The sequence below is a fragment of the Flavobacterium sp. genome, assembly GCF_036741995.1.
Classification (GTDB): Bacteria; Bacteroidota; Bacteroidia; order Flavobacteriales; family Flavobacteriaceae; genus Flavobacterium.
The window spans coordinates 1-22,869 of sequence record NZ_DAINRG010000041.1 but is presented as its reverse complement, the minus strand read 5'-3'; the positions used below and the strand labels follow the sequence as shown (position 1 = coordinate 22,869).

Here is a 22,869-nt window from a genome sequence, read left to right as displayed (position 1 = left end):
CTATTCTCAAAACCTTAAATATATCTTAAATATCAATTTATATTAATTCTAAATAGCATTTCCCCTTTTGTTTAATTTATTAAGTTTTACATTTGTATAAAAATCAAACCTTTATGAACCATTTCACCAAAACAAAACTTGTTTTACTCCCATTTTTAGCGCTTTTTTTATCGCAAAAAACCTTAGCACAAGACGGAAAAGTTACCGTAAGTCAGGACCCAAAGTTTGAACAATTGCTTAATGAGAAAAGAAAAATAAACAGTTCCATCACTATAAACGACCGCTATAAAATTCAAATATTCAACGGAGACAGCGAAAACTCAAAAAAGACCTTGCTGGATTTCAAAAAAGAAAACAAAGACATGGATGCTACAATCGTTTTCAGCACGCCACTGTATAAAGTTTGGGTAGGCAATTTTAAAACGCGAATCGAAGCCGAGAAGAACCTAAATACTTTGAAAAAGAAATATCCGAATGCGTTTTTAATTAAACCTAATAAATAAAAAAGTCCCGATTAAATCGGGACTTTTTGTTTGGTATTATTTCAACTTTTTCTTTACTTCCACTTCCTGGAAAGCTTCGATTAAATCGAGTTGTTCAATATCGTTGTAGTTCTTAATTTGAATACCACAATCGTATCCTTTAGCTACTTCTTTTACATCGTCTTTGAAACGTTTCAACGTAGCTAATTCACCTGTGTAAATGACAACACCTTCACGGATTAAGCGGATTTTAGAGTTTCTGAAGATTTTACCATCCGTAACCATACATCCAGCGATTGACCCTACTTTAGACACTTTGAATATCTCACGAATTTCTGCTGTACCGGTAACTTCTTCTTTCATTTCCGGTGACAACATGCCTTCCATCGCATCTTTCAAATCGTTAATCGCATCGTAGATGATTGAATAACTTCTGATATCGATTTCTTCTTTTTGCGCCAATTGACGGGCATTTCCGGCAGGACGAACGTTAAATCCGATGATGATAGCATCAGATGCCGAAGCCAACATTACGTCAGTTTCTGTAATCGCTCCAACTCCTTTATGAATAATATTGATTTGAATTTCTTCTGTAGATAGTTTAGAGAACTCACTTGACAAGGCTTCAACAGAACCATCCACATCACCTTTTAGGATAATGTTCAATTCTTTAAATTGTCCTAAAGCAATACGACGACCAATTTCCGCTAAGGTAATATGACGTTGTGTTCTAACCGATTGTTCACGCATCAACTGCGTACGTTTAGCTGCAATCTGCTTGGCCTCTCTTTCGTCTTCAAAGACGTTGAATTTATCTCCGGCAGTAGACGCACCGTCCAAACCTAAAATAGAGATTGGTGTTGATGGCCCGGCTTCTTTTACACTATGTCCTCTTTCATCGTGCATGGCTTTCACCTTACCGTGATTTTTTCCGGCCAAAACATAATCCCCTACTTTTAAAGTTCCTGATTGTACCAATATCGTTGATACATATCCTCTTCCTTTGTCCAATTGTGCTTCCACAACGGTTCCTACGGCTGGTTTATTTGGATTTGCTTTTAAGTCTAAAATTTCAGCTTCCAGCAATACTTTTTCTAATAATTCTTTAACACCGGTTCCTTTTTTGGCTGAGATATCGTGGGATTGGTATTTGCCACCCCAATCTTCTACCAATAAATTCATGGCCGCTAATTTCTCTTTGATTTTTTCCGGATTGGCACCTTGTTTATCAATTTTGTTGATAGCAAATATCATCGGAACTCCGGCAGCTTGTGCGTGACTAATCGCCTCTTTGGTTTGTGGCATAATGTCATCATCGGCCGCTACCACAATAATAGCAATATCAGTAACCTGAGCTCCACGAGCACGCATAGCGGTAAACGCTTCGTGACCCGGTGTATCCAAGAACGTAATTCTTTGACCGCCTTCTAAAGTCACCGCATAAGCACCGATGTGTTGTGTGATTCCTCCCGATTCTCCGGCAATTACGTTTTCATTACGGATATAATCCAGTAACGATGTTTTACCGTGATCTACGTGACCCATTACCGTTACGATTGGCGCACGTGTCACTAAATCTTCCGGTCTGTCTTCAACCACTTCTAAGGTTTCTTCAATATCGGTTGTAATGAATTCTACTTCATAACCAAACTCATCTGCCACGATAGAAAGTGTTTCCGCATCCAAACGTTGGTTCATGGTTACCATGATTCCTAATGACATACAGGTTCCGATAACTTTGGTAATCGGCACATCCATCATGGTTGCAATTTCACCAACGGTAACAAACTCGGTCACTTTGATGGTTTTGCTTCCTTCTTCCAGCGCTTGCATTTCATCTTCATTTCTCTGACGATGCGTATCACGCTTATCTCTTCTGTATTTGGCTGCTTTAGATTTGTTTCCTTTTCCTTGAAGACGCTCTAAAGTTTCCTTAATTTGATTTTTTACTTCTTCTTCGGTAGGCTCTACTTTTTGAACTATCGCAGGACGGGCTCCTTTTTGGAATCCACCCGGTTTACCTCCAAATTTATTAGCCCCACCGCCACCTTGCGTATTATTTCCACCGCTGGTGATGGCTGGTTTCCCTCCTTCTCCTGGTTTCCCTGGAATTCTTTTTCTTTTGTTTTTATTAGCGGCATTTTGAGCTGCTTGTGCAGCAGTTTGCCCGGTAGCAGGAGTTGCAGGTTTATTGGCGTCTTTTTTGAACTCCTCTTTTTTCTTTTTAGGTTTGTTGAATTGTGACAAATCAATTACTTGACCTGTTAAAGTAGCTCCCGATAATTTTTGGTATTGAGTTGTGATGGTTTCATCCACCGGAGCTTCTGTAGCTGCAACTTGTTGTTCCGCTGCTTTTGGCGCTTTTTCTTTTGGAGCCGCCACCGGAGCTGCAGGTGCAACCTCTTCTTTCTTGGTTACCCCTTCTGGTTTTTCCGCTGCAATTTTTGGAGTTTCTGTGGCTGGAGTCGGAGCAGTAGTGGTTTTTGGTTCTAAATCAATTTTCCCTACTTGTTTTGGACCGGTAACCACAGCTTTTGCTTTGATTAACTCTAATCTTTGACGCTCTTCATCTGCTTTGCGCTTGTCTTCAATTTCTTTTTCTCTTTCTAATCGAAGCGCTTCTTTTTCTTTTTTGATTTCTTCACTTACGCCTTTAGAAGCTTCTTTGTTTCCTTTGTCTCCGGCAAATTGACCACAAAGAATATTATACACATCATCGGAAATTTTTGTGTTGGGACTTGCTTCAATAGCAATGCCCTTATCCTTAAGATAATCCACAGCTCTTTCCAAAGAAATATTTAATTCCCTTAAAACTTTATTAATTCTAATATTTCCTTCAGACATAAAATCTTTTTAATGTTATCTAATTTTGGGCGAAAGAATTAGTCTTCAAACTCTTCTTTCAATATTTTTATTACTTCTAAAATAGTTTCTTCTTCTAAATCGGTTCTTCTTACTAAATCGGCTACATCTTGATTTAAAATACTTCTCGCAGTATCCAATCCGATTTTAGCAAATTCGTCGATTACCCATCCGTCGATTTCATCTGAGAACTCTGTTAATTCAACGTCATCTTCTTCGATAGCGCTTCCTTCTCTGATGACATCTAATTCGTAACCGGTTAACAAACCAGCCAATTTGATGTTGTGTCCGCCACGACCAATCGCTTTAGAAACTTCTTCTAATTTCAGGAATACTTCGGCTCTTTTTTTCTCTTCGTCAATTTTCACTGAAGATACTTTGGCAGGGCTTAACGCTCTTGTGATGTACAACTGTAAGTTACTGGTGTAATTGATTACGTCAATATTTTCGTTTCCTAACTCACGAACGATACCGTGAATACGCGAACCTTTCATACCAACGCAAGCACCAACCGGATCAATTCTGTCATCATAAGAATCCACCGCTACTTTTGCTTTTTCACCTGGTATTCTCACTACTTTTTTAATCATAATCAAACCATCAAAAACTTCCGGAATTTCCTGTTCGAATAATTTTTCCAAAAATTTATCTGCCGTTCTCGACATGATGATTTGTGGTTTATTCCCTTTCAATTCCACGCTTTCAATGATACCGCGAACGTTATCTCCTTTACGGAAAAAGTCAGACGGGATTTGTTTTTCTTTTGGCAACACGATTTCGTTTCCTTCATCATCAACCAAAATTACAACTCTTGGGCGAACGTGGTGTACTTCGGCCGTGTAAATTTCGCCAATTAAATCTTTAAATTGTTTGTAAAGATTCGTGTTATCATGCTCATGGATTTTAGAAATCAAGTTCTGACGCAACGCCAAAATCGCTCTTCTTCCTAAATCTATCAATTTCACTTCTTCAGAAACCTCTTCACCGATTTCAAAATCAGGCTCAATTTTTCGGGCATCTGTCAAGGTGATTTCTTCGTTTTCCAAATCTAAATCGTCATCGGCAACAACAATTCGTCTTCTCCAAATCTCCATATCACCTTTATCAGGATTGATAATGATGTCAAAATTATCATCAGAACCGTATTTCTTTTTTAATGCGTTTCTAAATACATCCTCCAAAATCGCCATAAGCGTTACTCGATCAATAAGTTTATCATCTTTAAACTCTGAAAATGACTCGATTAATGCAATATTTTCCATGCCAAATTTTAATTAAATATTATAATAACAATTGCTTCTTTTATATCTGAATACGGAATCTCGCGTTTGTGCTCAACCGTTTCTTTTCCTTTTCCTATTTTTTTTGGTTCTCTTGCCGTCCATGACAGTGTAATACTATCATCTGTTGCTGCTTCCAGCTTTGCTTCTATCGTTTCGGTAGCCGTTTTTACTTTCAACGTTCTGCCCACATTCTTTTTGTATTGTCTTACCAATTTTAAGGGTGTTGAAACGCCAGCCGAAGCTACTTCTAAAGAATAATCCTGTTCTTCACGATCTAAATTAGTTTCGATTACCCGACTCACATCGATACAATCCTGCAAATTTACACCCGTATCACCGTCCAAAGTTACGGTAATTTTGTAACTCTCTGAAATGCTTAAATCTACAAGAAACAAGGAAGGTTTCTCTTGTAATCCTTCTTCCAATAAATTCGTAACTTTCTCTTTAAATGTCATAGCTGTATAAAAAGAGGGAAGCATTGCTTCCCTCATTATTTAGTTTTGAATGGTAAATAACGGTGCAAATATAGTTATTTTTTTATAAATCAAAATGATTGTCGAATCAAAAAAAAATAATACCTTTATTGTGTTAATAAATTTACAATCCAAAATTTACGTTTTTATTATGAAAAAAATCTTAGTCCCAACAGACTTTTCAGAACATGCCGGATACGCATTAAAAATTGCCGCACAAATAGCCCGAAAAAATGACGGAGAAATATTTCTGCTTCACATGTTGGAATTACCTCATCAAGGCAGTGACGCTGTAGGAACCGGACATGATTTACCTGAAATCATGCTTTTTAAAAATGCCGCCATTAACAAATTGGAAGATTTAATGGATGACGAAAGTCTTGAAGGTTTAAAAGTTTCAGAAATCATTCAGTTTGAATTAGCCTTTAATGGTATTATGAATATCAGCAAAAAAAATGACGTTGATTTAATTGTAATGGGCTCACATGGCGCCAGCGGATTTAAAGAAATGTTTATTGGTTCCAATGCCGAAAAAGTAGTTCGCTTTTCAGAAACTCCGGTACTTGTAGTTAAAAAAGACGAAGGCAACTTTAACATTGACAAATTTGTATTTGCTTCCGATTTCTCAGATGAAATCAAAAGTCCTTTTAGAAAAGTAGTGGAATTTGCCAATAAATTAGACGCAGAACTACATTTGGTTATGATTAACACGCCTAGTAGCTTTAAGCCAACACATGTTGCCAAAGAGATTATGAGCAATTTTGTTTCCAATTTTACTATCAACAAATACTCAACACACATCTATAATGATGTAAACGTGGAAAGCGGCATCTTGAATTTTGCTAATAATATAGATGCGGATTTAATCGGAATGAGCACTCACGGCAGAAAAGGTCTTTCTCACTTCTTCAACGGAAGCATCAGCGAAGATTTGGTAAACCATGCTGTTCGTCCGGTAGTCACTTTTAAGATTTAAAAACGAAACAATCCATAAAACAAAAAAGCCTCTCAAATTTGAGAGGCTTTTTCTGTTGGTCTACAAGGACTCGAACCTTGAAAGACTGCACCAAAAACAGTTGTGTTACCATTACACCATAGACCAGCTTTGCTTAACGCGAGTGCAAATTTAGAACAAATTTTATTTTACACAAACAATTACGGCAAAAAATTAAAACTTCTCTTGAAATCTTTCCCTTTGGAGCCTTTAATAAACTTGTTTTTAATTCGTTATCTATTTGAGAAAAATTTGTTAATGCGCGTTTAATTGCGTTAAAAAAAATAGTTTCTTTGTAGCATCAAAATAAAAACCTTCATTTCATACTTATATGATGAATTTTAACTTCAATAAATGGAACACCATCGTAGGATGGTCAGCATTTACAATTGCCCTAATCACTTTTTCGTTAACCGTAGAGCCTACCATGAGTTTTTGGGATTGCGGCGAATACATTCCAACCGCAGCCAAATTAGAAGTAGGACATCCTCCGGGAGCGCCATTATTTCAAATTTTGGGAGCTTTCTTCTCGCTTTTTGCTTTTGGCAATGACAAATTAGTGGCTTTGATGGTGAATATGATGTCGGTATTCTCAAGTGCCTTCACCATACTATTTATGTTTTGGTCATCATCCATCTTATTAAAAAAAATCATCTCTTCTTATACCGAATTTGACAAAAACAAAGCCATCGTTGTTTTGGGGAGTTCTTTTGTAGGCTCATTAGTCTTTACTTTTTCCGACAGCTTTTGGTTTAATGCCGTAGAAGCCGAAGTGTATGCCATGGCAACGCTATTCATTGCGCTGTTATTTTGGTTGGGATTACGCTGGGAACAAGACATGCACACCCCAAGAGGAAATCGTTGGTTGTTGCTAATCTCTTTGGTGGTTGGCCTTTCCTTCGGTGTTCACTTCATGGCATTATTGACTATACCGGCGATTGGATTTTTATATTTCTTCAAAAATTACAAAACTGTTACCGTTAAGAACTTCATTTTAGCCAACATCATAATCGTGGCTGTTCTATTATTCATCTTCAAATTATTATTGCCATACACCTTGGCTTTCTTTGGAAAAATGGAGATTTTCATGGTCAATAGTTTCGGATTGCCTTTTAATTCAGGCTCAATCTTCTCGGCATTATTGATTGTTGCTTTTTTCTATTTCGGATTAAAATATACTCGCGAAAAAGGACATCCGTTTTACAACACTGTTATCTTGTGTATCCTTTTTGTTTTGATAGGTTTTTCTACTTGGATGATGCTACCTATTCGTGCCAATGCCAATGTGGTTATCAACGAAAACAAACCTTCTGATGCCGCCGAGGTTTTAGCCTACTACAACCGGGAACAATACGGGGTGAATCCCTTGTTCTATGGCCCACAATACACCGACACTTTCGCTGGCTTGGATAAAGACCAACCTTATTTAGACAAAGCCCCTAACTACGAAAGAGATTATAAAACCGGTAAATATGTGATTGTAAACAATTATAAAAATGCCGAACAAAATACCGCTGATGATCAAAAAGCCATCCTTCCGCGTCTTTGGAGTACCGATCATATAGAGAATTATATTCAGTTTACCGGAGTTCCGAAATTTAAACTCAATCAGGACTATCCTTATGAAGATGATTTGGCTCAATACGGCGTCAACATTGACAGTCTTAGCGAAGAGCAAGTCGCTCAAGCTGTTGGACAGTTGAAAGGCGAAATGCAAAAAAACATTAACGAATTCCAAACCGCTTACAATCAGAAAAAAATTGACAACGAAGATTATGTTTCGTTTCTGAAAAAATACAGCGACTACATAACCGTTGAAAAGCCATCTGCCTGGGACAATCTCAGCTTTATGGTTGAATATCAATTTGGCTATATGTACGGAAGGTATTTGCTTTGGAACTTTGTTGGAAGACAAAACGACATCCAAGGAAAATACGACAATCTAGACGGCAATTGGTTGAGCGGGATAAAATTCATTGACCAAGTCCATCTGGGCAAAGGAACGCAGGAAAATCTCCCGGATGATGTCAAAAACAACAAAGGTCGAAATGTGTATTATTTCCTGCCGTTCATCATTGGAATCATTGGTCTTTTGTATCATGCACAACGAGACTTAAAAAGCTTCTATGTGTTATTGGCACTATTTTTATTCACTGGTTTAGCACTGAAGATTTACTTAAACGAAAGACCTTTTGAGCCTCGAGAAAGAGATTATGCTTTAGTAGGTTCCTTCTATGTTTTTGCCATTTGGGTCGGATTTGGTGTCTTCGCTATTTATGAAATTGTAGCCGAATATGTGAAATCCAAACTAGTTGGCCCAATTGTTATCGCAGCTTGTCTTCTGGCAGCACCAATTGTAATGGCTTCCCAAAACTGGGATGATCACAGTCGCGCCAAAAGATATACCGCTATCGCCATGGCAAAAAATTACCTTGAATCGTGCGAACCTAATGCCATTCTGTTTACGATTGGTGACAACGACACCTTCCCGCTTTGGTATGCTCAGGAAATTGAAAAAGTCAGAACCGATATCAAAATCGTAAACACCAGCCTGTTCATGACGGATTGGTATATCGACCAAATGAAGTTCAAAACCTATAAAGCCGATGGCTTACCAATATCATTTACCCACGACGAATATGTGGGTGATAAATTAGATTATGTAGTACACAATCCAAAAACAAATGCCCGTTGGGATATCAAAGCTTTTATCGATTTTATTAAAAATCCGAAATCGACTATTGATTTGCAAAACGGTCAGACACTGCATTTTTATCCAACCAACAAAATCAGAATTCCGATTGATAAAAATGCTATAATCGCCAATAAAGTAGTGAATCCAATGTACAACGATTCGATTGTTCCTTATATCGATGTGGATATTAAAGGAAGTGCGATGTACAAAAATCGTTTGATGATGCTGGATGTAATGGCCAACAACAATTGGAAACGCCCAATCTACTTTACCGGAGGTAGCTTTGGTGATGATGATTATTTATGGATGAAAGACTATCTTCAATTGGATGGTTTAGTCTATAAATTAGTACCGTTAAAAACGCCTATCGATAAGGAAAACCCATACGACATGGGTCAGATTGACAGCGATAAGATGTATGATTTGGTGATGAAATGGGATTGGGGCAATGGTGATTTAACTACCATTTACCACGATCCGGAAACCCGCAAAAACAGTATTTCTTACCGCACTAACATGGCGCGTTTAATGGAACAATTAATCAACGAAGGCAAGAAAGACAAAGCCAAAAAAATCATTGATTTAGCACTAACCAAAATGCCAATGGATTATTATGGTTATTACACCATGGTAGAACCATTCGCTGGCGGTTATTACGAAGTAGGCGAAAAAGCAAAAGCCCGTCAGTTATTGGAAAGATTAATGACCAAATACAAACAAAATCTAACCTATTATTCCGGAATTCAACCATCAATTCAAAATGGTATTGCTACGGATATTATTACCGATATTGAGCGTTACAGAAGTTTGTTAATGGTCATGAAAGACCGAGGCGATGTCGAATTCTACAACAAAAACAAACCAACTTTCAACTCATTTGTAGAGCGCTTTGGCCGCTTTGGAAGAGAAAAGGAATAACAAATTATAAAATTTGAAGATGTGCCAATTTGAAAATTCTTATTGGCACATTTTTTTTATATTTAACCTATGAGTTTCTGGGTAAAAACAAACCGATTCGTTAAGCTGCTTTTTCCAAAGTATGTTTGGGACATTCCCAATCAGGAGAACAAAGTATTCCTGACCTTTGATGATGGTCCAACACCGGAAATCACGGAATGGGTTTTAGACCAGCTCAAACAATACAATGCCAAAGCTAGCTTCTTCTGTATTGGTAACAATATTGAAAAGCATCCTGCTATCTTTCAAAAAGTAATCGCCGAAGGACACGCCATTGGCAATCACACTTTCAATCATGTTAAAGGCTGGAAAACGCCTGATAAGGAATACATTGAAAACGTAAAACTTTGCCAATCAGCTATAGGCAATCAATCATCAGCACACAGCCATCTGTTTCGTCCGCCTTATGGTAAAATCAAACCTTCGCAATCAAGGATTTTACGAAAGCTCGGTTACAAAATAATCATGTGGGATGTTATCAGCATGGATTTTGACAAAACTATCACTCCGGAACAATGTTTAGAAAATGTGCTGAGAAACGTAAGCTTGGGAAGTATTATCGTTTTTCACGATAGTATAAAAGCAGAACGGAATCTTAGCTATACTTTACCTAAAACTTTGGCATTCTTAAAAGAAAAGGGATTTGTTTGTGATAGAATGGACTAAAGTTGTTCCTGTACCAAACCAATAATTGTATTGGCATCCAATTCGCCGGATTGTCTCCACACCATTTGGCCTTCTTTGTAAATCATCAGCGTTGGCAATCCTTTAATGCGCAAGGCATCAGCCAATTCCTGATTTTTATCTACATCAATTTTTATCACTTTTGCTCTATCACCAAGCGCGGCGGCTACATCTCTGATAACAGGATGCATAGAAACGGAAGATTCGTTCCACTCTGTGTAAAAATCAATTAACACAGGCACTTGAGCATTGATTAATTCTCCAAATTTTGACATAAAACCAAAACGTTTTTACTTTCTTTTTATAGCGTAAAAGAAACATTAAAGCACAAATGTAGCATTTTTAACTAATTATGCTACAATATTCCCTTTTTTTAGTTCGAAAACCGAAATTTCAGGCCAAATCCCTACTCTGCCGGGATAAGCATGAAATCCGAAACCGCGATTCACATACACATACCTACCGAATTCCTGATACAAACCAGCCCATTGTTTGTAAATATACTGCACCGGACTCCATTTGATAACGCCCGGAATTTCAATACCAAACTGGAACCCGTGAGTGTGTCCAGAAAGCGTCAGTTGGAAATTCTTCGGGTGTTTTTTTACTTCATATTCCCAATGACTCGGATCGTGGCTCATCAGAATTTTGAAATCTTCGGGTTTTAAATTGGCCGAAGCTTTATTGATATCGCCGGCTTGTTTGAAATTATGTCCCCAATTTTCAACACCTACCAAAACAATTTCATCATTTCCTTTTTTGATTTTTACGTTTTCATTCAATAGTAACTGAAAACCAATTTGGCCGTACAAGTCTTTGATGGCTTTGAAATTTTCATCTTTGGCTTGCTGGGTGGGCCAACTCACATATTCTCCATAATCATGATTTCCCAAAACTGAATATTTGCCGTATTGATGGGCGTCAATTCGGTTGAACGTATCCAGCCATGGATGCATTTCTTTGGCATGGGTATTCACGATATCACCGGTAAACAAAATCATATCGGTTTTTTGTTGGTTCACCAAGTCGATAGCATAATTTATCTTTTCAGGATTGTCAAAGCTACCGCTGTGTACATCAGAAATCTGAGTGATTTTAAATCCGTCAAAAGCATCTGGTAAGTCTGGAAAAAATAGTGTTTGATGAATCACTTTGTAATTGTATTTCCCTTTGGTCATTCCGTAAATCAACGACATAAAAGGAACGGCTGCTATCCCTAAGGCAATTTGACTGACAAACTTTCTCCTTTCGGGCAAAAAATTACTATTGCCCTGATCTCTCATAAAGTAAGCCACAGCGCCCGAAAAAACTCTGACAACATCTTCCAACAACAGGAAAAAAGTAAGGATGATTTTTGGAATCAAAATCAACAATAACAACCCAAGGGTGATGAGGGTTTGCTTGGTTTGCCCAACACTTCTGTCAAATTGAGTGAATTGATACCCAATAAAAACAATAACAGCCAATGACAGTAGTTGATACAGATACAATATCCACTTTACTTTGGTAACCGTTCGAAAAGCCTGAAAAGCATAAAACTCTATTATAGAGATAATTATTATGAAGATAATCCAGCGAATCATTGATTTTAATTTTTAACAAATTAACGAAGAAAGCAGAACCCAAATCGCGCTTTTAGATAATTTTAACTTTAGTCTAAATAAAAAGGCCGATAAATTGCTTTATCGGCCTTTTCGATGAATAACATTTTGCTTGACTACTTTTTTTTATAAAAAAGATTTTGTTATTTTTTTGCTGGCGCAGCAGGTGTAGCAGCTTCAACTTTTTTAGCCGGAGCAGCTTTTTTAGTTGCTTTTTTAGTTGCTTTTACTTCTTTAGCTGGTGCAGCTTTAGCGTCTTTTGCAGGAGCAGTTTGAGCGTTTACCATTGCAGTAGTTCCTAAAACCAAAGCAGCTAACATAAATACTTTTTTCATGATGTTTAAATTTTAATTATTAATTATTTACAAGACAAATGTAGTATCGCTAAATGAAGATTAAATGAAGATTTGTGGCAGTTTAAAATTTTAACATTTAATTAATCTTTTTGTTTCTGGCGAAAGCTAAAGCAAATGAGCTTCCTTTTTTAAGCTCCGAAGTAACTGCAATTTCAATTTGATGGAAGTTGGCAATGCTTTTTACAATAGCCAGACCCAAACCTTGTCCTTCCTTGTGCAGGTTTAGACGTGTAAAGCGATTGAAGATTTCATCTAACTGCTCCTGAGCCATGCCACAACCATTATCTTTTATAGTAATGATGTATTGTGAATTAGTTTTAGAATCTTTTATAGCTATGCTGCCATTGGGTTCGGTAAATTTTATAGCATTCACAATCACATTGTAAAACATGATGTGAATTAAAGTCTTGTTCCCCATGAAATGATAGTTCTCTGTCAATTCAATTGTTAGGGCAATCTCTTTTTCTTCTATCCTGTCCTGAAGTTGTTCCTTTATATCTTCCAACAAACTTTTACAATCGATGGCTTCATCGGTCATGTACTGATTGTTTTCAATTCTGGATATGAGCAATAGGTTGTTGATGATTTTCTTCAATAGATCCAAGGTTTTGAGCGAGCTCACAATTTTGTTGACTGCTTCATCATCCAGCGATTCGTTTTGAATCAGGTTTTCAAAGCGGTTTTTCAACAAAGCAATCGGCGAAAGCAATTCATGAGACACATTGGCAATAAATTGTTTTTCGATGCTGAACAATTCCTGAATGCGCTTCATCATTTGATTCAACACCTCGTCCAATTCCTGAAAATCGGTAGAATGTGATTTTATTGTAGTGTAATTGAATTTTTCCGGTTCGTTGACATGTCGTATTTTTTGATTGATAATTTGATGAAACGGCTTTAGTAAATATTCAATAAAAAAGGCATCTACCAAAAAAGTAAAAACAATAACAATACTCAATACTATCAAAATAAACACCCGTATCGCAAAAGTCAGGTCTTTAATTTCACTCAAACTGCTCCCGATTTCGAGTTTGTAATTAGTGCTTTCATAATCAAAATCGTAATACAGCACTCGGTAATCACTTTGTTCTCCTTCTATAATTCGGGGCTCGTTTTTAAAGTAAGAGGGTTGTTTTTCGGAAACATCTTTAGACTGATACAATTGCAAAAACTCATTGTGCAATGTAGAGAAACTCGAATAAGTTTCGGTAGCATCATTTCGATTCAAAAAATCATTGATTTCAATTTTATCTAGATGTTCGATGAATTTTTTCTTCTTTTCCAAAAGCGTATCATCAATCCTTTTATAAACTACTTTTTCAATAAGAATAGGCAACGACAACCAAATCACCAAAATGATTAAAAAACGTGTCAGGGCATTGAAAATGGTGAGTTGATGTTTGATTCTCATATTACATATTTATTCGGTAGCCCACATTTCTGACGGTTTCAAACCAATCGATTTTGGCAAATTTCTCCAGTTTCTTTCTCAGATTCCGAACGTGAACATCAATAAAATTGGAATCCGAATTCAATTCCAATATATCGCCCCAAATGTGCTCTGTCAATTGCAATCGGGTAATCACCCGGTTTTTATTCAACACCAAATACTGAAAAATATCAAATTCCTTTTTGGTCAAATTGATGATTTCTTCTTCAAATGTAACGCGGTAATCCTGCAGCTGAATTTTAAAATTATGAATCTCAATTTCGTTGGTAGAAATGCCATGGGTTCTTCGGATGACAGCAAATAATCGAGCCCCCAGTTCCGTCAAGGCGAAAGGTTTGGTCAAATAATCATCGGCTCCCAGTTGCAAACCGTCAATTTTATCGTTCAGTTCTCCTCTGGCCGTGATGACAATAACTGCCGTTTTTAATTTCTTTTTCCGAATGGATTTCAAAATATCAAAGCCGTCACCATCGGGCAAACCCAAATCCAACAGCATCACATCATACTCATTGACGCTTATTTCTTCCAAAGCCTCTTCCTGGCTCGAAACCCATTTGCACAAATAGCCGTTTTTAGACAAAAAATCAACTATTTCATTGGCCAATTCCTGATAATCTTCAACAATTAATACGTTCATAAGCATTTGTAAAACCTAAAGTAAATGTAAGCAAAAAGCCGGCAAATCCCTTCGCCGACTTTTCAAAATTAACAATCAATAAAAACCAAACCTATTTATTTTTCTGAACCATTTCTAAAAAAACTCCCTCTTTGGTAAAAACTGCATCACTCAACTTTCCGTTGATTTCAATTCCAATTTCATAGGTTATTTTATTGCTGTTATCCATGACTTTTGTAGTCGCTATTATTTTATTCTGAGGATAATTTTTCTTTAAATACCGCATCGCCTTGGCCGGAACATCAGAGGTTGCAACCTCATATTGCAGCACTTTAAAAACACCAAGCGCTGTATAAATTGCCGTCATATGAATACTATTCATTACAAAATCAGCATCATAATTCAACTCCGAATCGTCTTCTCCTCTGTATTCTTTTCGCCAAGTGGGTGTAATCTTCGGAAACTCTTTTTGAAAAGCTTTCTCAACTTCCAACGGGGGCAGAATTTCTTTCCCGACTTCATGATTTTGAGCTATAGCTGAGACGCCTACTAACACAAGAATGAGTAAAAGTGCTTTTTTCATAACTATCAACTTTTAAACGGGCATTGACTAAGAAAGTGACTCAAAATTACCGCTGCAAAATGAAGACAAAATGAAGAAAATGCTCAAAATTTCGGTTTAACTAATCTTTAACGCTAACGGTATTTTGGAACATAAAAAAGCCGATAAAACTATCGGCTTTAAAAAAACAATCTAACTATAACCATTTTCATTAAGACTATTTTTGAACGGCAGCAACCGGTTTGGCAGTTTCTGCTTTTTTGGCTGCTTTTTTGGCTCTTTTGTGTTTTCTGACAGCAGTAGCTTTTACTTCTTTAGTAGTAGCTTTTTTTGTGATAGTGTTGGCATTTACCATAACACTGGTGCCCAAAAGCACAGCCAATAACATTACAACTTTTTTCATGATTTCTAAATTTTTTGAATTAATAATTTATTTTTAATGAGGTAAAATTACACCTGTCAAATGAAGCCAAAATGAAGAAACTGCCCTTTTAAAAAGTTTAACTTTCCTTTATGATTTTGCCAATTGGTAAGCTTCAAATTCCTATTTTTACATGCTATATAAAAATTGATTTCATGTCACAAAAACGCCTTTTCCTTTTAGATGCTTACGCTTTAATTTTTCGCGGCTATTACGCTTTTATCAAAAATCCAAGAATTAACTCCAAAGGCATGGACACTTCCGCCATTATGGGATTTATGAATTCACTGATGGATGTCATCAAACGCGAAAAACCCGATCATTTAGCGGTAGCTTTTGACAAAGGTGGCAGCGATTACCGTTATGAAATGTATCAGGAATACAAAGCGCATCGAGACGAAACGCCCGAAGCCATCAAAATTGCCGTTCCTTATATCCAGGAATTACTCAAGGCGATGCACATTCCCATTATGGAAAAAGCCGGTTTTGAAGCCGATGATTTAATAGGCACCTTGGCCAAACAAGCCGAAAAAGAAGGCTATCAAGTATTCATGGTGACGCCCGATAAGGATTTTGCCCAATTGGTTTCCGAAAACATTTTCATGTACAAACCGGCCCGTATGGGGAACGATATAGAGATTTGGGGGATTCCCGAAGTCTTGGCCAAATTTGAAATCGAAGACCCTTTGCAGGTAATTGACTATTTAGGAATGATGGGCGACTCTGCCGATAACATTCCCGGATTTCCGGGCGTGGGTGAAGTAACCGCTAAAAAGCTGCTAAAGGAATTTGGCTCGATGGAAAACCTTTTGGAAAACACCGACAAACTCAAAGGTGCTTTAAAAGATAAAATTGAAAACAACAAAGAACTGGGCATTTTGTCCAAAAAACTGGCGCGAATCCTTTTAGATTGCCCGGTAACATTCAATGCTGATGATTTCGAATTATCCAAACCCGATGTTGAAAAAACGGATGCTTTATTTCAGGAACTGGAATTCCGTCAAATGAAAGCACAGTTCGACAAACTCTTCGGCACCGGAAAAGAATATGACGAGATTGACAACAATGGTAATGGTACAGAAAGTGAAGCCGCTCCGGCTACTAAGAAAGCTCCGGCAAAGAAAAGCAATCAGGACCAATTCGATTTATTTGGTTTTTCCGATGAGGAAAATGAAGAACCTAAGCATCATTCGTATTACGCTACTTTAGAAACTACCGACCATAATTATACTATCATTCAAGGCGATTTAGGCACCAAATTGTTTTTGCAAAACCTGATGAATCAAACTTCGGTGTGTTTTGACACGGAAACTACCGGAATCGATACACTTCATGCAGAATTAGTTGGCATGTCATTTTCTTATGAAAAAGGGAAAGCCTTCTACGTTCCGTTTCCGGAAAACAGAGAAGAAGCGCAAACTTTGGCTGATAAATTCAAACCGTTTTTTGAAAGCGAAACCATTGAAAAAATTGGACAAAACATTAAATACGATTTGAAAATCCTGTCGAATTATGGAATTGCTGTAAAAGGAAAGTTGTTCGACACCATGATTGCGCATTATTTGATTAATCCGGATATGCGTCATAATATGGATGTGTTGAGTGAAACGTATTTGAAATATTCGCCAAAATCTATCGAGACCTTAATTGGTAAAAAAGGCAAAAATCAATTATCGATGCGCGATGTGCCGTTAGAAGACATCAAAGAATACGCCGCCGAAGATGCCGATATTACATTACAATTGAAGGACGTGTTCAGTCCAATTTTAGACAAAGCCGAAACCAAAAAACTGTTTGACGAAATCGAAATCCCATTGATATCCGTTTTAGCAGCCATGGAAACCGAAGGCATCCGTTTGGATGTTGATTTCCTAAAAGCCATGTCAGTCGATATGCAAAAAGAAATTAATTTGTTCGAACAAAAAATATACGAAACGGCCGGCGAGAAATTCAATTTGGCTTCGCCAAAACAACTCGGTGACATTTTATTTGACAAACTGAAAATTGGCGGTGCCAAACAAAAGAAAACCAAAACCGGTCAGTACGCTACTGGTGAAGAAGTGTTGAGTTACTTAGTGAACGAACATCAAATCGTAAAAGATATTTTGGATTGGCGTCAAATGGTAAAACTCCAAAGCACTTATATTGATGCTTTACCAAATCAGGTCGATAAAAAAACCCAACGCGTTCACACCGATTACATGCAAACTGTTGCCGCTACAGGTCGTTTGAGTTCCAACAATCCGAATTTGCAAAACATTCCTATTCGTACGGAACGCGGACGATTAATCCGAAAAGCCTTCATCGCCCGTGATGAAAACTACACCCTACTTTCGGCCGATTATTCTCAAATTGAATTGAGAATCATTGCCGCTTTAAGTGGCGAAGAGAATATGATTAAAGCCTTCCAAAACCACGAAGACATTCACCGAAGCACAGCTGCTAAAGTGTTCAATGTGCCATTAGAAGAAGTCACCAAAGAACAACGTAGCAATGCCAAAACGGTCAACTTCGGAATTATTTATGGCGTTTCGGCTTTTGGTTTGAGCAATCAAACGTCGTTATCCAGAAGCGAAAGTGCGGCGTTGATTAATGCTTACTACAAAACCTATCCAAAACTGAAATCCTATATGTCGGAACAAGTTGATTTTGCCCGACACAACGGTTATGTGCAAACTGTTTTAGGAAGACGTCGTTATTTAAAAGACATCAATTCAGCCAATGCTGTCGTAAGAAGCGGCGCGGAACGAAATGCGGTCAATGCTCCCATCCAAGGAAGCGCTGCCGACATTATCAAAATTGCCATGATTAACATTCACAAGAAGCTAACTTCGGAAAACTGGCAGTCCAAAATGCTGTTGCAAGTGCATGACGAACTTGTCTTTGACGTGCACAACTCGGAAGTAGAGAAAATAAAACCAATGATTAAGCACGAAATGGAAAATGCTTTTAAACTGGCTGTGCCGTTGGAAGTTGAGTTAGGAATAGGCAAAGATTGGCTGGAAGCGCATTAGAATTTTAGGTGTACAAATGGTAAACATCGTTACAAACGTAGGGTGGGTTCAAAATTAATTGTTACTTTTAAATACCGAAAAGCTATGAATTTTGGAAACACTAAAAACCATTCTTTATTTTTCTATTTTCAGGTATCCGTTAAAAATTGACGAAATACATAGTTACACCAACTATGAATCCCTCTCAGATACTGAAAAAGAATTACACCATTTGATAGAGGAAAAAATTCTAATCAAAGTGGATGAGTTTTACGTGTATGGCAGCGATTTGGATAGTGTTACCAAAAGACTACGCGGCAATCTTCAAGCCAAAAAAGCATTGCTGAAAGCACAGGAGCGATCCAAATTTATTTCAAAATTTCCTTATGTGGAAGCCGTTGGTATTTCGGGCTCTCTATCCAAAGGCTATTTTGACCTCGATAGTGATATTGACTTTTTTATCATTACAAAACCCGATAAATTGTGGATCTGCAGAACGCTGTTGATGCTTTACAAAAAAGTATTCCTGTTCAATTCCCGCAAATACTTTTGCATCAACTATTTTGTTTCGGCAAACCAGTTAGAAATTGAAGAAAAGAATCGATTCACTGCTACTGAAATGAAAACGTTACTGCCAATGCAAGGCAAAGCAGCTTTTGAAGATTTCTATCAAAAAAACAATTGGGTTTTAGACTATTTCACAAAGTTCACACCTGATTTAGCTTCTGTTCCAACTATTGAAAAACCCAGAACCAGAAAAGCAATTGAGTTCTTATTTGACAACAATCTTGGGGAAATTATAGACAACGGCTTCAAAAAAATCACACTCAAAACCTGGAAATTTAAATTCCGATTGATGAGTGAAGAAGACTTTAAAATTGCCTTGAAATCCACCAAAAACATTTCGAAACACCATCCTTCTCATTTTCAAAAGAAAGTTATACTGGCTTTGAATAGTAAAATTGAAGAAGTTAGCGATAATTTCAACATCAATTTACTGAAAGAACATGTCTGACATTCTTTTTTCACACTCGTATTACTACCAACTCGATCCGAAACAATGGAAAAACAAAACTCCTTTTCCACCTTTGGGAACCTTGTATGCAGCCGCTTTAATGCGGAAAAATGGTTTTGAAGTTTCCCTTTTCGACACCAATTTATTAGACAGTCCCAAAGCAATAGAACAACTTTTAATCATCAAAAAACCCGATTATTTGGTGATTTATGATGACGGCTTCAATTACCTGACCAAAATGTGCCTTACCAATATGCGCGAGGCCTGTTTTGAAATGATTGAATTGGGTAAAAAACACCATTGTACCGTAATTGTTTGCAGTTCCGATTCAACGGACCACTATGAAGATTATATTGAAAAAGGAGCCGATTTCATCCTTCAGGGCGAAGGCGAAATCAGTCTGCTGGAACTTACAAAAGCATTAGAAACCAAACAAAACATTGATGATTTGGAGGGGATTGTTTTTAGAAAAGACAGCAAAATTCAAGTCAACAAAAAAAGAGATGTCCTCCAACAATTAGATGATTTACCACTACCCGCTTGGGATTTGGTAGACATGGAAAGCTATCAGGCCATCTGGAAACAAAGTGGACAACCCTTCACATTGAACATTGCCACCACGCGCGGCTGTCCTTACAAATGCAATTGGTGCGCCAAACCCATTTATGGCAATCGCTACAACGCGCATTCTCCTGACTATATTGTCAACGAAATACAGTTCTTAAAAGAAAATTTTGGCGTAACTCGTTTTTGGATGTGTGATGATATTTTTGGCTTAAAGCCCAATTGGGTACAGGATTTCAAAGCAAAACTCAAACAACAAAACCTAAAAATTAGCTATTACATTCAAAGCCGAGTTGATTTATTGTTAAAAGAAGATACTATTGATTGCCTTGCCGAATCCGGGTTGGAAGAAGTTTGGGTAGGTGCCGAAAGCGCTTCCCAAAAAATCCTGGATGCTATGGATAAAGGCACAACCGTAGAACAGATTTACCAAGCAACCCAACTTTTGAAAGCCAGAAAAATAAGAGTGGCCTTCTTTCTGCAATTTGGCTATTTAACCGAAAATCAGGAAGACATTGCTCAAACGATTGCCATGGTCAAAGAATTGATGCCTGACAATATCGGTATTTCAGTTTCTTATCCATTGCCGGGCACCAAGTTTTATGACAAAGTGAAAGACGATTTAAAAAACAAAGCCAACTGGACAGATTCCGATGATTTTGAAATGCTGTTTCAGGGCTCATATAAATCGAATTATTATCGAAAATTGCAGCGTTTTGTCCACAAAGAATTCCGGAAACAACAAGGATTTCATAATTTAAAACAACTGCTTTCCAACCCAACGTCTTGTACTGTGGCTCATTTGAAATCGATTTTGAAATTGGGCTACTATGTTCCGAGTGCTTTTTGGGATACTATTTTGCTAAAAAAATTAGAACATGGCCACTAGTTTTGACAAAGCCGCTGAAAACTACGACGAAACATTTACTCATACTCAAATTGGGAAAATGCAACGCGATTTGGTTTACACCGAACTTTCCAAACACTTAACGGCTGTTCAAAACCTACTCGAAATCAACTGCGGTACGGGTGAAGACGCCATTTGGCTGGCCCAACAAAACGTTACGGTAACCGCTACTGACATTTCGCCAAAAATGATTGAAGTAGCTAAAGCCAAAGGAAACTTCCGCAACCTCAACTTCAAAACGGCGGACATCAATTTGCTGGCAACAATTTTTGAAGCCGAGACATTTGATTTAGTCTTTTCCAACTTTGGTGGTTTGAATTGTTTGTCAAAATCGGAATTGGAAAAATTTTTCGAAAATGCTCAGGATCTACTTTCCGAAAACGGCAAATTGATTTTAGTTATTATGCCAAAAAACACGCTTTGGGAACAATTTTATTTTTTGGCGAAAGCCAAATTCTCAACTGTTTTCAGACGAAAAAGAGAACGTGTCATCGCTACTGTGGATGGAGAAAATGTGACCACATACTACTATAACCCGAAAGATATCGTAAATTTAGCCAAAGCTAATTTTGAAACGATAACTGTAAAACCTATTGGTTTTTTTGTCCCACCCTCTTATTTAGAGCCATTTTTCAAAAACAAAAAAGGACTTTTAGGGTTTTTAAACCAACTGGAACAAAGGATTAAAAGCAGTACTTCGCTTTCAAAATACGCTGATCATTACATCATAGTATTGCAAAAACGATGAGTTTACTGTTCACACATGCTTATTATTTATCCGATGATCCCAAGGAACAAAAGATAATGAAACCCTATCCGCCATTGGGGTTGTTGTATGTTTCCGCTTATCTCAAAAATAAAAATGTAGCCAACACCGTTTTTGACACGACGTTTGCTTCGCCAAAAGAACAGCTCGATTTCATACTAAAAGAGAGACCCAAGGTCATTTGCATTTATACCAATTTGATGACCAAAATCGAGGTTATCAAACTGATTAAAATTTTAAAAACAGAACCATTTGGCTTCCCAAAAATAGTGCTGGGCGGTCCGGATGTAACGTATAATGTAGCAAATTATTTGAAAGCTGGCGCTGATTTTTTAGTCATAGGCGAAGGCGAAGAAACCACATTTGAATTGTATAATGCTATTGTCAATCCCGGTGATTTTCATCAAATAAATGGCATCGCTTTTTTGGAAAACAATAAAATCATTCAAACCAAAGCCCGAACCAAATTCAAAGAACTGGACGAATTGCCGTTACCCAACAGGGAAGCCATCAACATGTATAATTATCTCGAAACCTGGAAAACCAATCACGGTCAAAGTTCGATGACAATTTCCACGCAGCGCGGGTGTCCTTATACCTGCAAATGGTGCAGCACTGCGGTTTACGGGCAAAGTTATCGTCGTCGTCCTGCCATTCAAGTGGCGGAAGAAATGAAAATGCTGAAAGAAAAATACAATCCCGATGCGCTTTGGTTTGTGGATGACGTTTTTACTGTGAGTCATAAGTGGCTGATTGCTTTTCGGGAAGAAGTGGTAAAACAAGATGCTATCATTCCGTTTGAATGCATTACCAGAGCAGAGAGATTGAACGACGAGATTTTGCAGTTGCTAAAAGAAATTGGGTGCTTCCGAATTTGGATTGGCGCCGAAAGCGGTTCACAAACGATTATTGATGCGATGGATCGACGAGTGGATGTTAACCAAGTCAAAAAAGTGATTCAAGACACAAATGCTCTTGGCATTGAAACCGGAACCTTTATCATGCTGGGATATCCGGGAGAAACCGAAAAAGACATTACCGAAACAATCCAGTACCTGAAAGACGCTAATCCGACTTTGTATACCATTACCGTTGCTTATCCGATAAAAGGAACGAGTTTGTATGACGAAATTGAACACAAAATCACTCAGCAACCCGAGTGGGAAAGCTCCACTGACAGAGACATTG

The 22,869-nt window shown here is 37.5% G+C and carries 19 protein-coding genes and 1 tRNA gene; 9 read left to right on the top strand and 11 right to left on the bottom strand.

The features are described from left to right. Window positions 1-113: 113 nt before the first annotated feature. Window positions 114-503, top strand: coding sequence for an SPOR domain-containing protein (locus V7D82_RS10735; RefSeq protein WP_333600973.1), 390 nt, complete (start codon window positions 114-116; stop codon window positions 501-503). 36 nt (window positions 504-539) lie between these two features. On the opposite strand, the gene infB is transcribed toward V7D82_RS10735, so the two are convergent. Genes infB through rimP form a run of 3 tightly spaced genes read right to left on the bottom strand, consistent with a single transcriptional unit; the run spans window position 540 to window position 5,082 of the window. Next, window positions 540-3,326, bottom strand: coding sequence for a translation initiation factor IF-2 (infB, locus tag V7D82_RS10730; RefSeq protein ID WP_333600972.1), 2,787 nt, complete (start codon window positions 3,324-3,326; stop codon window positions 540-542). Between the two features lie 38 nt (window positions 3,327-3,364). Continuing rightward, a complete protein-coding gene (nusA, locus tag V7D82_RS10725) occupies window positions 3,365-4,606 on the bottom strand; it encodes a transcription termination factor NusA (protein WP_333600971.1) in 1,242 nt (413 codons plus the stop codon). 8 nt (window positions 4,607-4,614) lie between these two features. Continuing rightward, on the bottom strand, window positions 4,615-5,082 hold the full coding sequence (gene rimP / locus V7D82_RS10720; RefSeq protein ID WP_333600974.1) for a ribosome assembly cofactor RimP: 468 nt from the start codon (window positions 5,080-5,082) through the stop codon (window positions 4,615-4,617). A gap of 169 nt (window positions 5,083-5,251) precedes the next feature. Here rimP and V7D82_RS10715 point away from each other — a divergent pair, with 169 nt between their 5' ends. Further along, window positions 5,252-6,076 (top strand): universal stress protein, encoded by an 825-nt coding sequence (locus tag V7D82_RS10715; RefSeq protein ID WP_333600970.1) that lies wholly within the window; start codon window positions 5,252-5,254, stop codon window positions 6,074-6,076. 55 nt (window positions 6,077-6,131) lie between these two features. On the opposite strand, the gene V7D82_RS10710 is transcribed toward V7D82_RS10715, so the two are convergent. Further along, window positions 6,132-6,202 (bottom strand) — tRNA-Gln (locus tag V7D82_RS10710). 223 nt (window positions 6,203-6,425) lie between these two features. On the opposite strand from V7D82_RS10710, the gene V7D82_RS10705 reads away from it, so the two are divergent. Together V7D82_RS10705 and V7D82_RS10700 are read left to right on the top strand one after the other, a co-directional pair. Further along, complete coding sequence (locus tag V7D82_RS10705) at window positions 6,426-9,707, top strand: glycosyltransferase family 117 protein (RefSeq protein ID WP_333600969.1); 3,282 nt, start codon at window positions 6,426-6,428, stop codon at window positions 9,705-9,707. Between the two features lie 69 nt (window positions 9,708-9,776). After that, entirely contained in the window at window positions 9,777-10,412 is a 636-nt protein-coding gene (locus V7D82_RS10700) for a polysaccharide deacetylase family protein (RefSeq protein ID WP_333600968.1), read from the top strand. Here the strand turns inward: V7D82_RS10700 and V7D82_RS10695 are convergent. From V7D82_RS10695 to V7D82_RS10665, 7 genes are all read right to left on the bottom strand, one after another. Beyond that, window positions 10,409-10,705, bottom strand: coding sequence for a thioredoxin family protein (locus V7D82_RS10695; RefSeq protein ID WP_136150834.1), 297 nt, complete (start codon window positions 10,703-10,705; stop codon window positions 10,409-10,411). The genes V7D82_RS10700 and V7D82_RS10695 overlap by 4 nt on opposite strands. Before the next feature lie 75 nt (window positions 10,706-10,780). Further along, window positions 10,781-12,013 (bottom strand): metallophosphoesterase, encoded by a 1,233-nt coding sequence (locus V7D82_RS10690; protein ID WP_333600967.1) that lies wholly within the window; start codon window positions 12,011-12,013, stop codon window positions 10,781-10,783. A 161-nt stretch (window positions 12,014-12,174) separates the two neighbouring features. Further along, on the bottom strand, window positions 12,175-12,366 hold the full coding sequence (locus tag V7D82_RS10685; RefSeq protein ID WP_333600966.1) for a hypothetical protein: 192 nt from the start codon (window positions 12,364-12,366) through the stop codon (window positions 12,175-12,177). A gap of 97 nt (window positions 12,367-12,463) precedes the next feature. After that, entirely contained in the window at window positions 12,464-13,798 is a 1,335-nt protein-coding gene (locus V7D82_RS10680; protein ID WP_333600965.1) for a sensor histidine kinase, read from the bottom strand. 1 nt (window position 13,799) lies between these two features. After that, complete coding sequence (locus V7D82_RS10675; RefSeq protein WP_333600964.1) at window positions 13,800-14,474, bottom strand: response regulator transcription factor; 675 nt, start codon at window positions 14,472-14,474, stop codon at window positions 13,800-13,802. Window positions 14,475-14,565: 91 nt separating this feature from the next. After that, on the bottom strand, window positions 14,566-15,036 hold the full coding sequence (locus V7D82_RS10670) for a hypothetical protein (protein ID WP_333600963.1): 471 nt from the start codon (window positions 15,034-15,036) through the stop codon (window positions 14,566-14,568). A 196-nt stretch (window positions 15,037-15,232) separates the two neighbouring features. Beyond that, window positions 15,233-15,418 (bottom strand): hypothetical protein, encoded by a 186-nt coding sequence (locus V7D82_RS10665; protein WP_333600962.1) that lies wholly within the window; start codon window positions 15,416-15,418, stop codon window positions 15,233-15,235. Between the two features lie 173 nt (window positions 15,419-15,591). Between V7D82_RS10665 and polA the strand changes: the two genes are divergently transcribed. The 5 genes from polA to V7D82_RS10640 form a co-directional block, all read left to right on the top strand. Continuing rightward, window positions 15,592-18,450 (top strand): DNA polymerase I, encoded by a 2,859-nt coding sequence (gene polA, locus V7D82_RS10660; RefSeq protein WP_333600961.1) that lies wholly within the window; start codon window positions 15,592-15,594, stop codon window positions 18,448-18,450. Between the two features lie 91 nt (window positions 18,451-18,541). After that, window positions 18,542-19,444, top strand: coding sequence for a nucleotidyltransferase domain-containing protein (locus V7D82_RS10655; protein WP_333600960.1), 903 nt, complete (start codon window positions 18,542-18,544; stop codon window positions 19,442-19,444). Continuing rightward, complete coding sequence (locus V7D82_RS10650; protein ID WP_333600959.1) at window positions 19,437-20,897, top strand: B12-binding domain-containing radical SAM protein; 1,461 nt, start codon at window positions 19,437-19,439, stop codon at window positions 20,895-20,897. Before V7D82_RS10655 ends, V7D82_RS10650 begins: the two co-directional genes overlap by 8 nt. Next, complete coding sequence (locus V7D82_RS10645) at window positions 20,887-21,663, top strand: class I SAM-dependent methyltransferase (protein WP_333600958.1); 777 nt, start codon at window positions 20,887-20,889, stop codon at window positions 21,661-21,663. Before V7D82_RS10650 ends, V7D82_RS10645 begins: the two co-directional genes overlap by 11 nt. Next, on the top strand, window positions 21,660-22,869 hold a 1,210-nt coding region (locus V7D82_RS10640), incomplete at its 3' end, for a B12-binding domain-containing radical SAM protein (protein ID WP_333600957.1). The genes V7D82_RS10645 and V7D82_RS10640, both read left to right, overlap by 4 nt.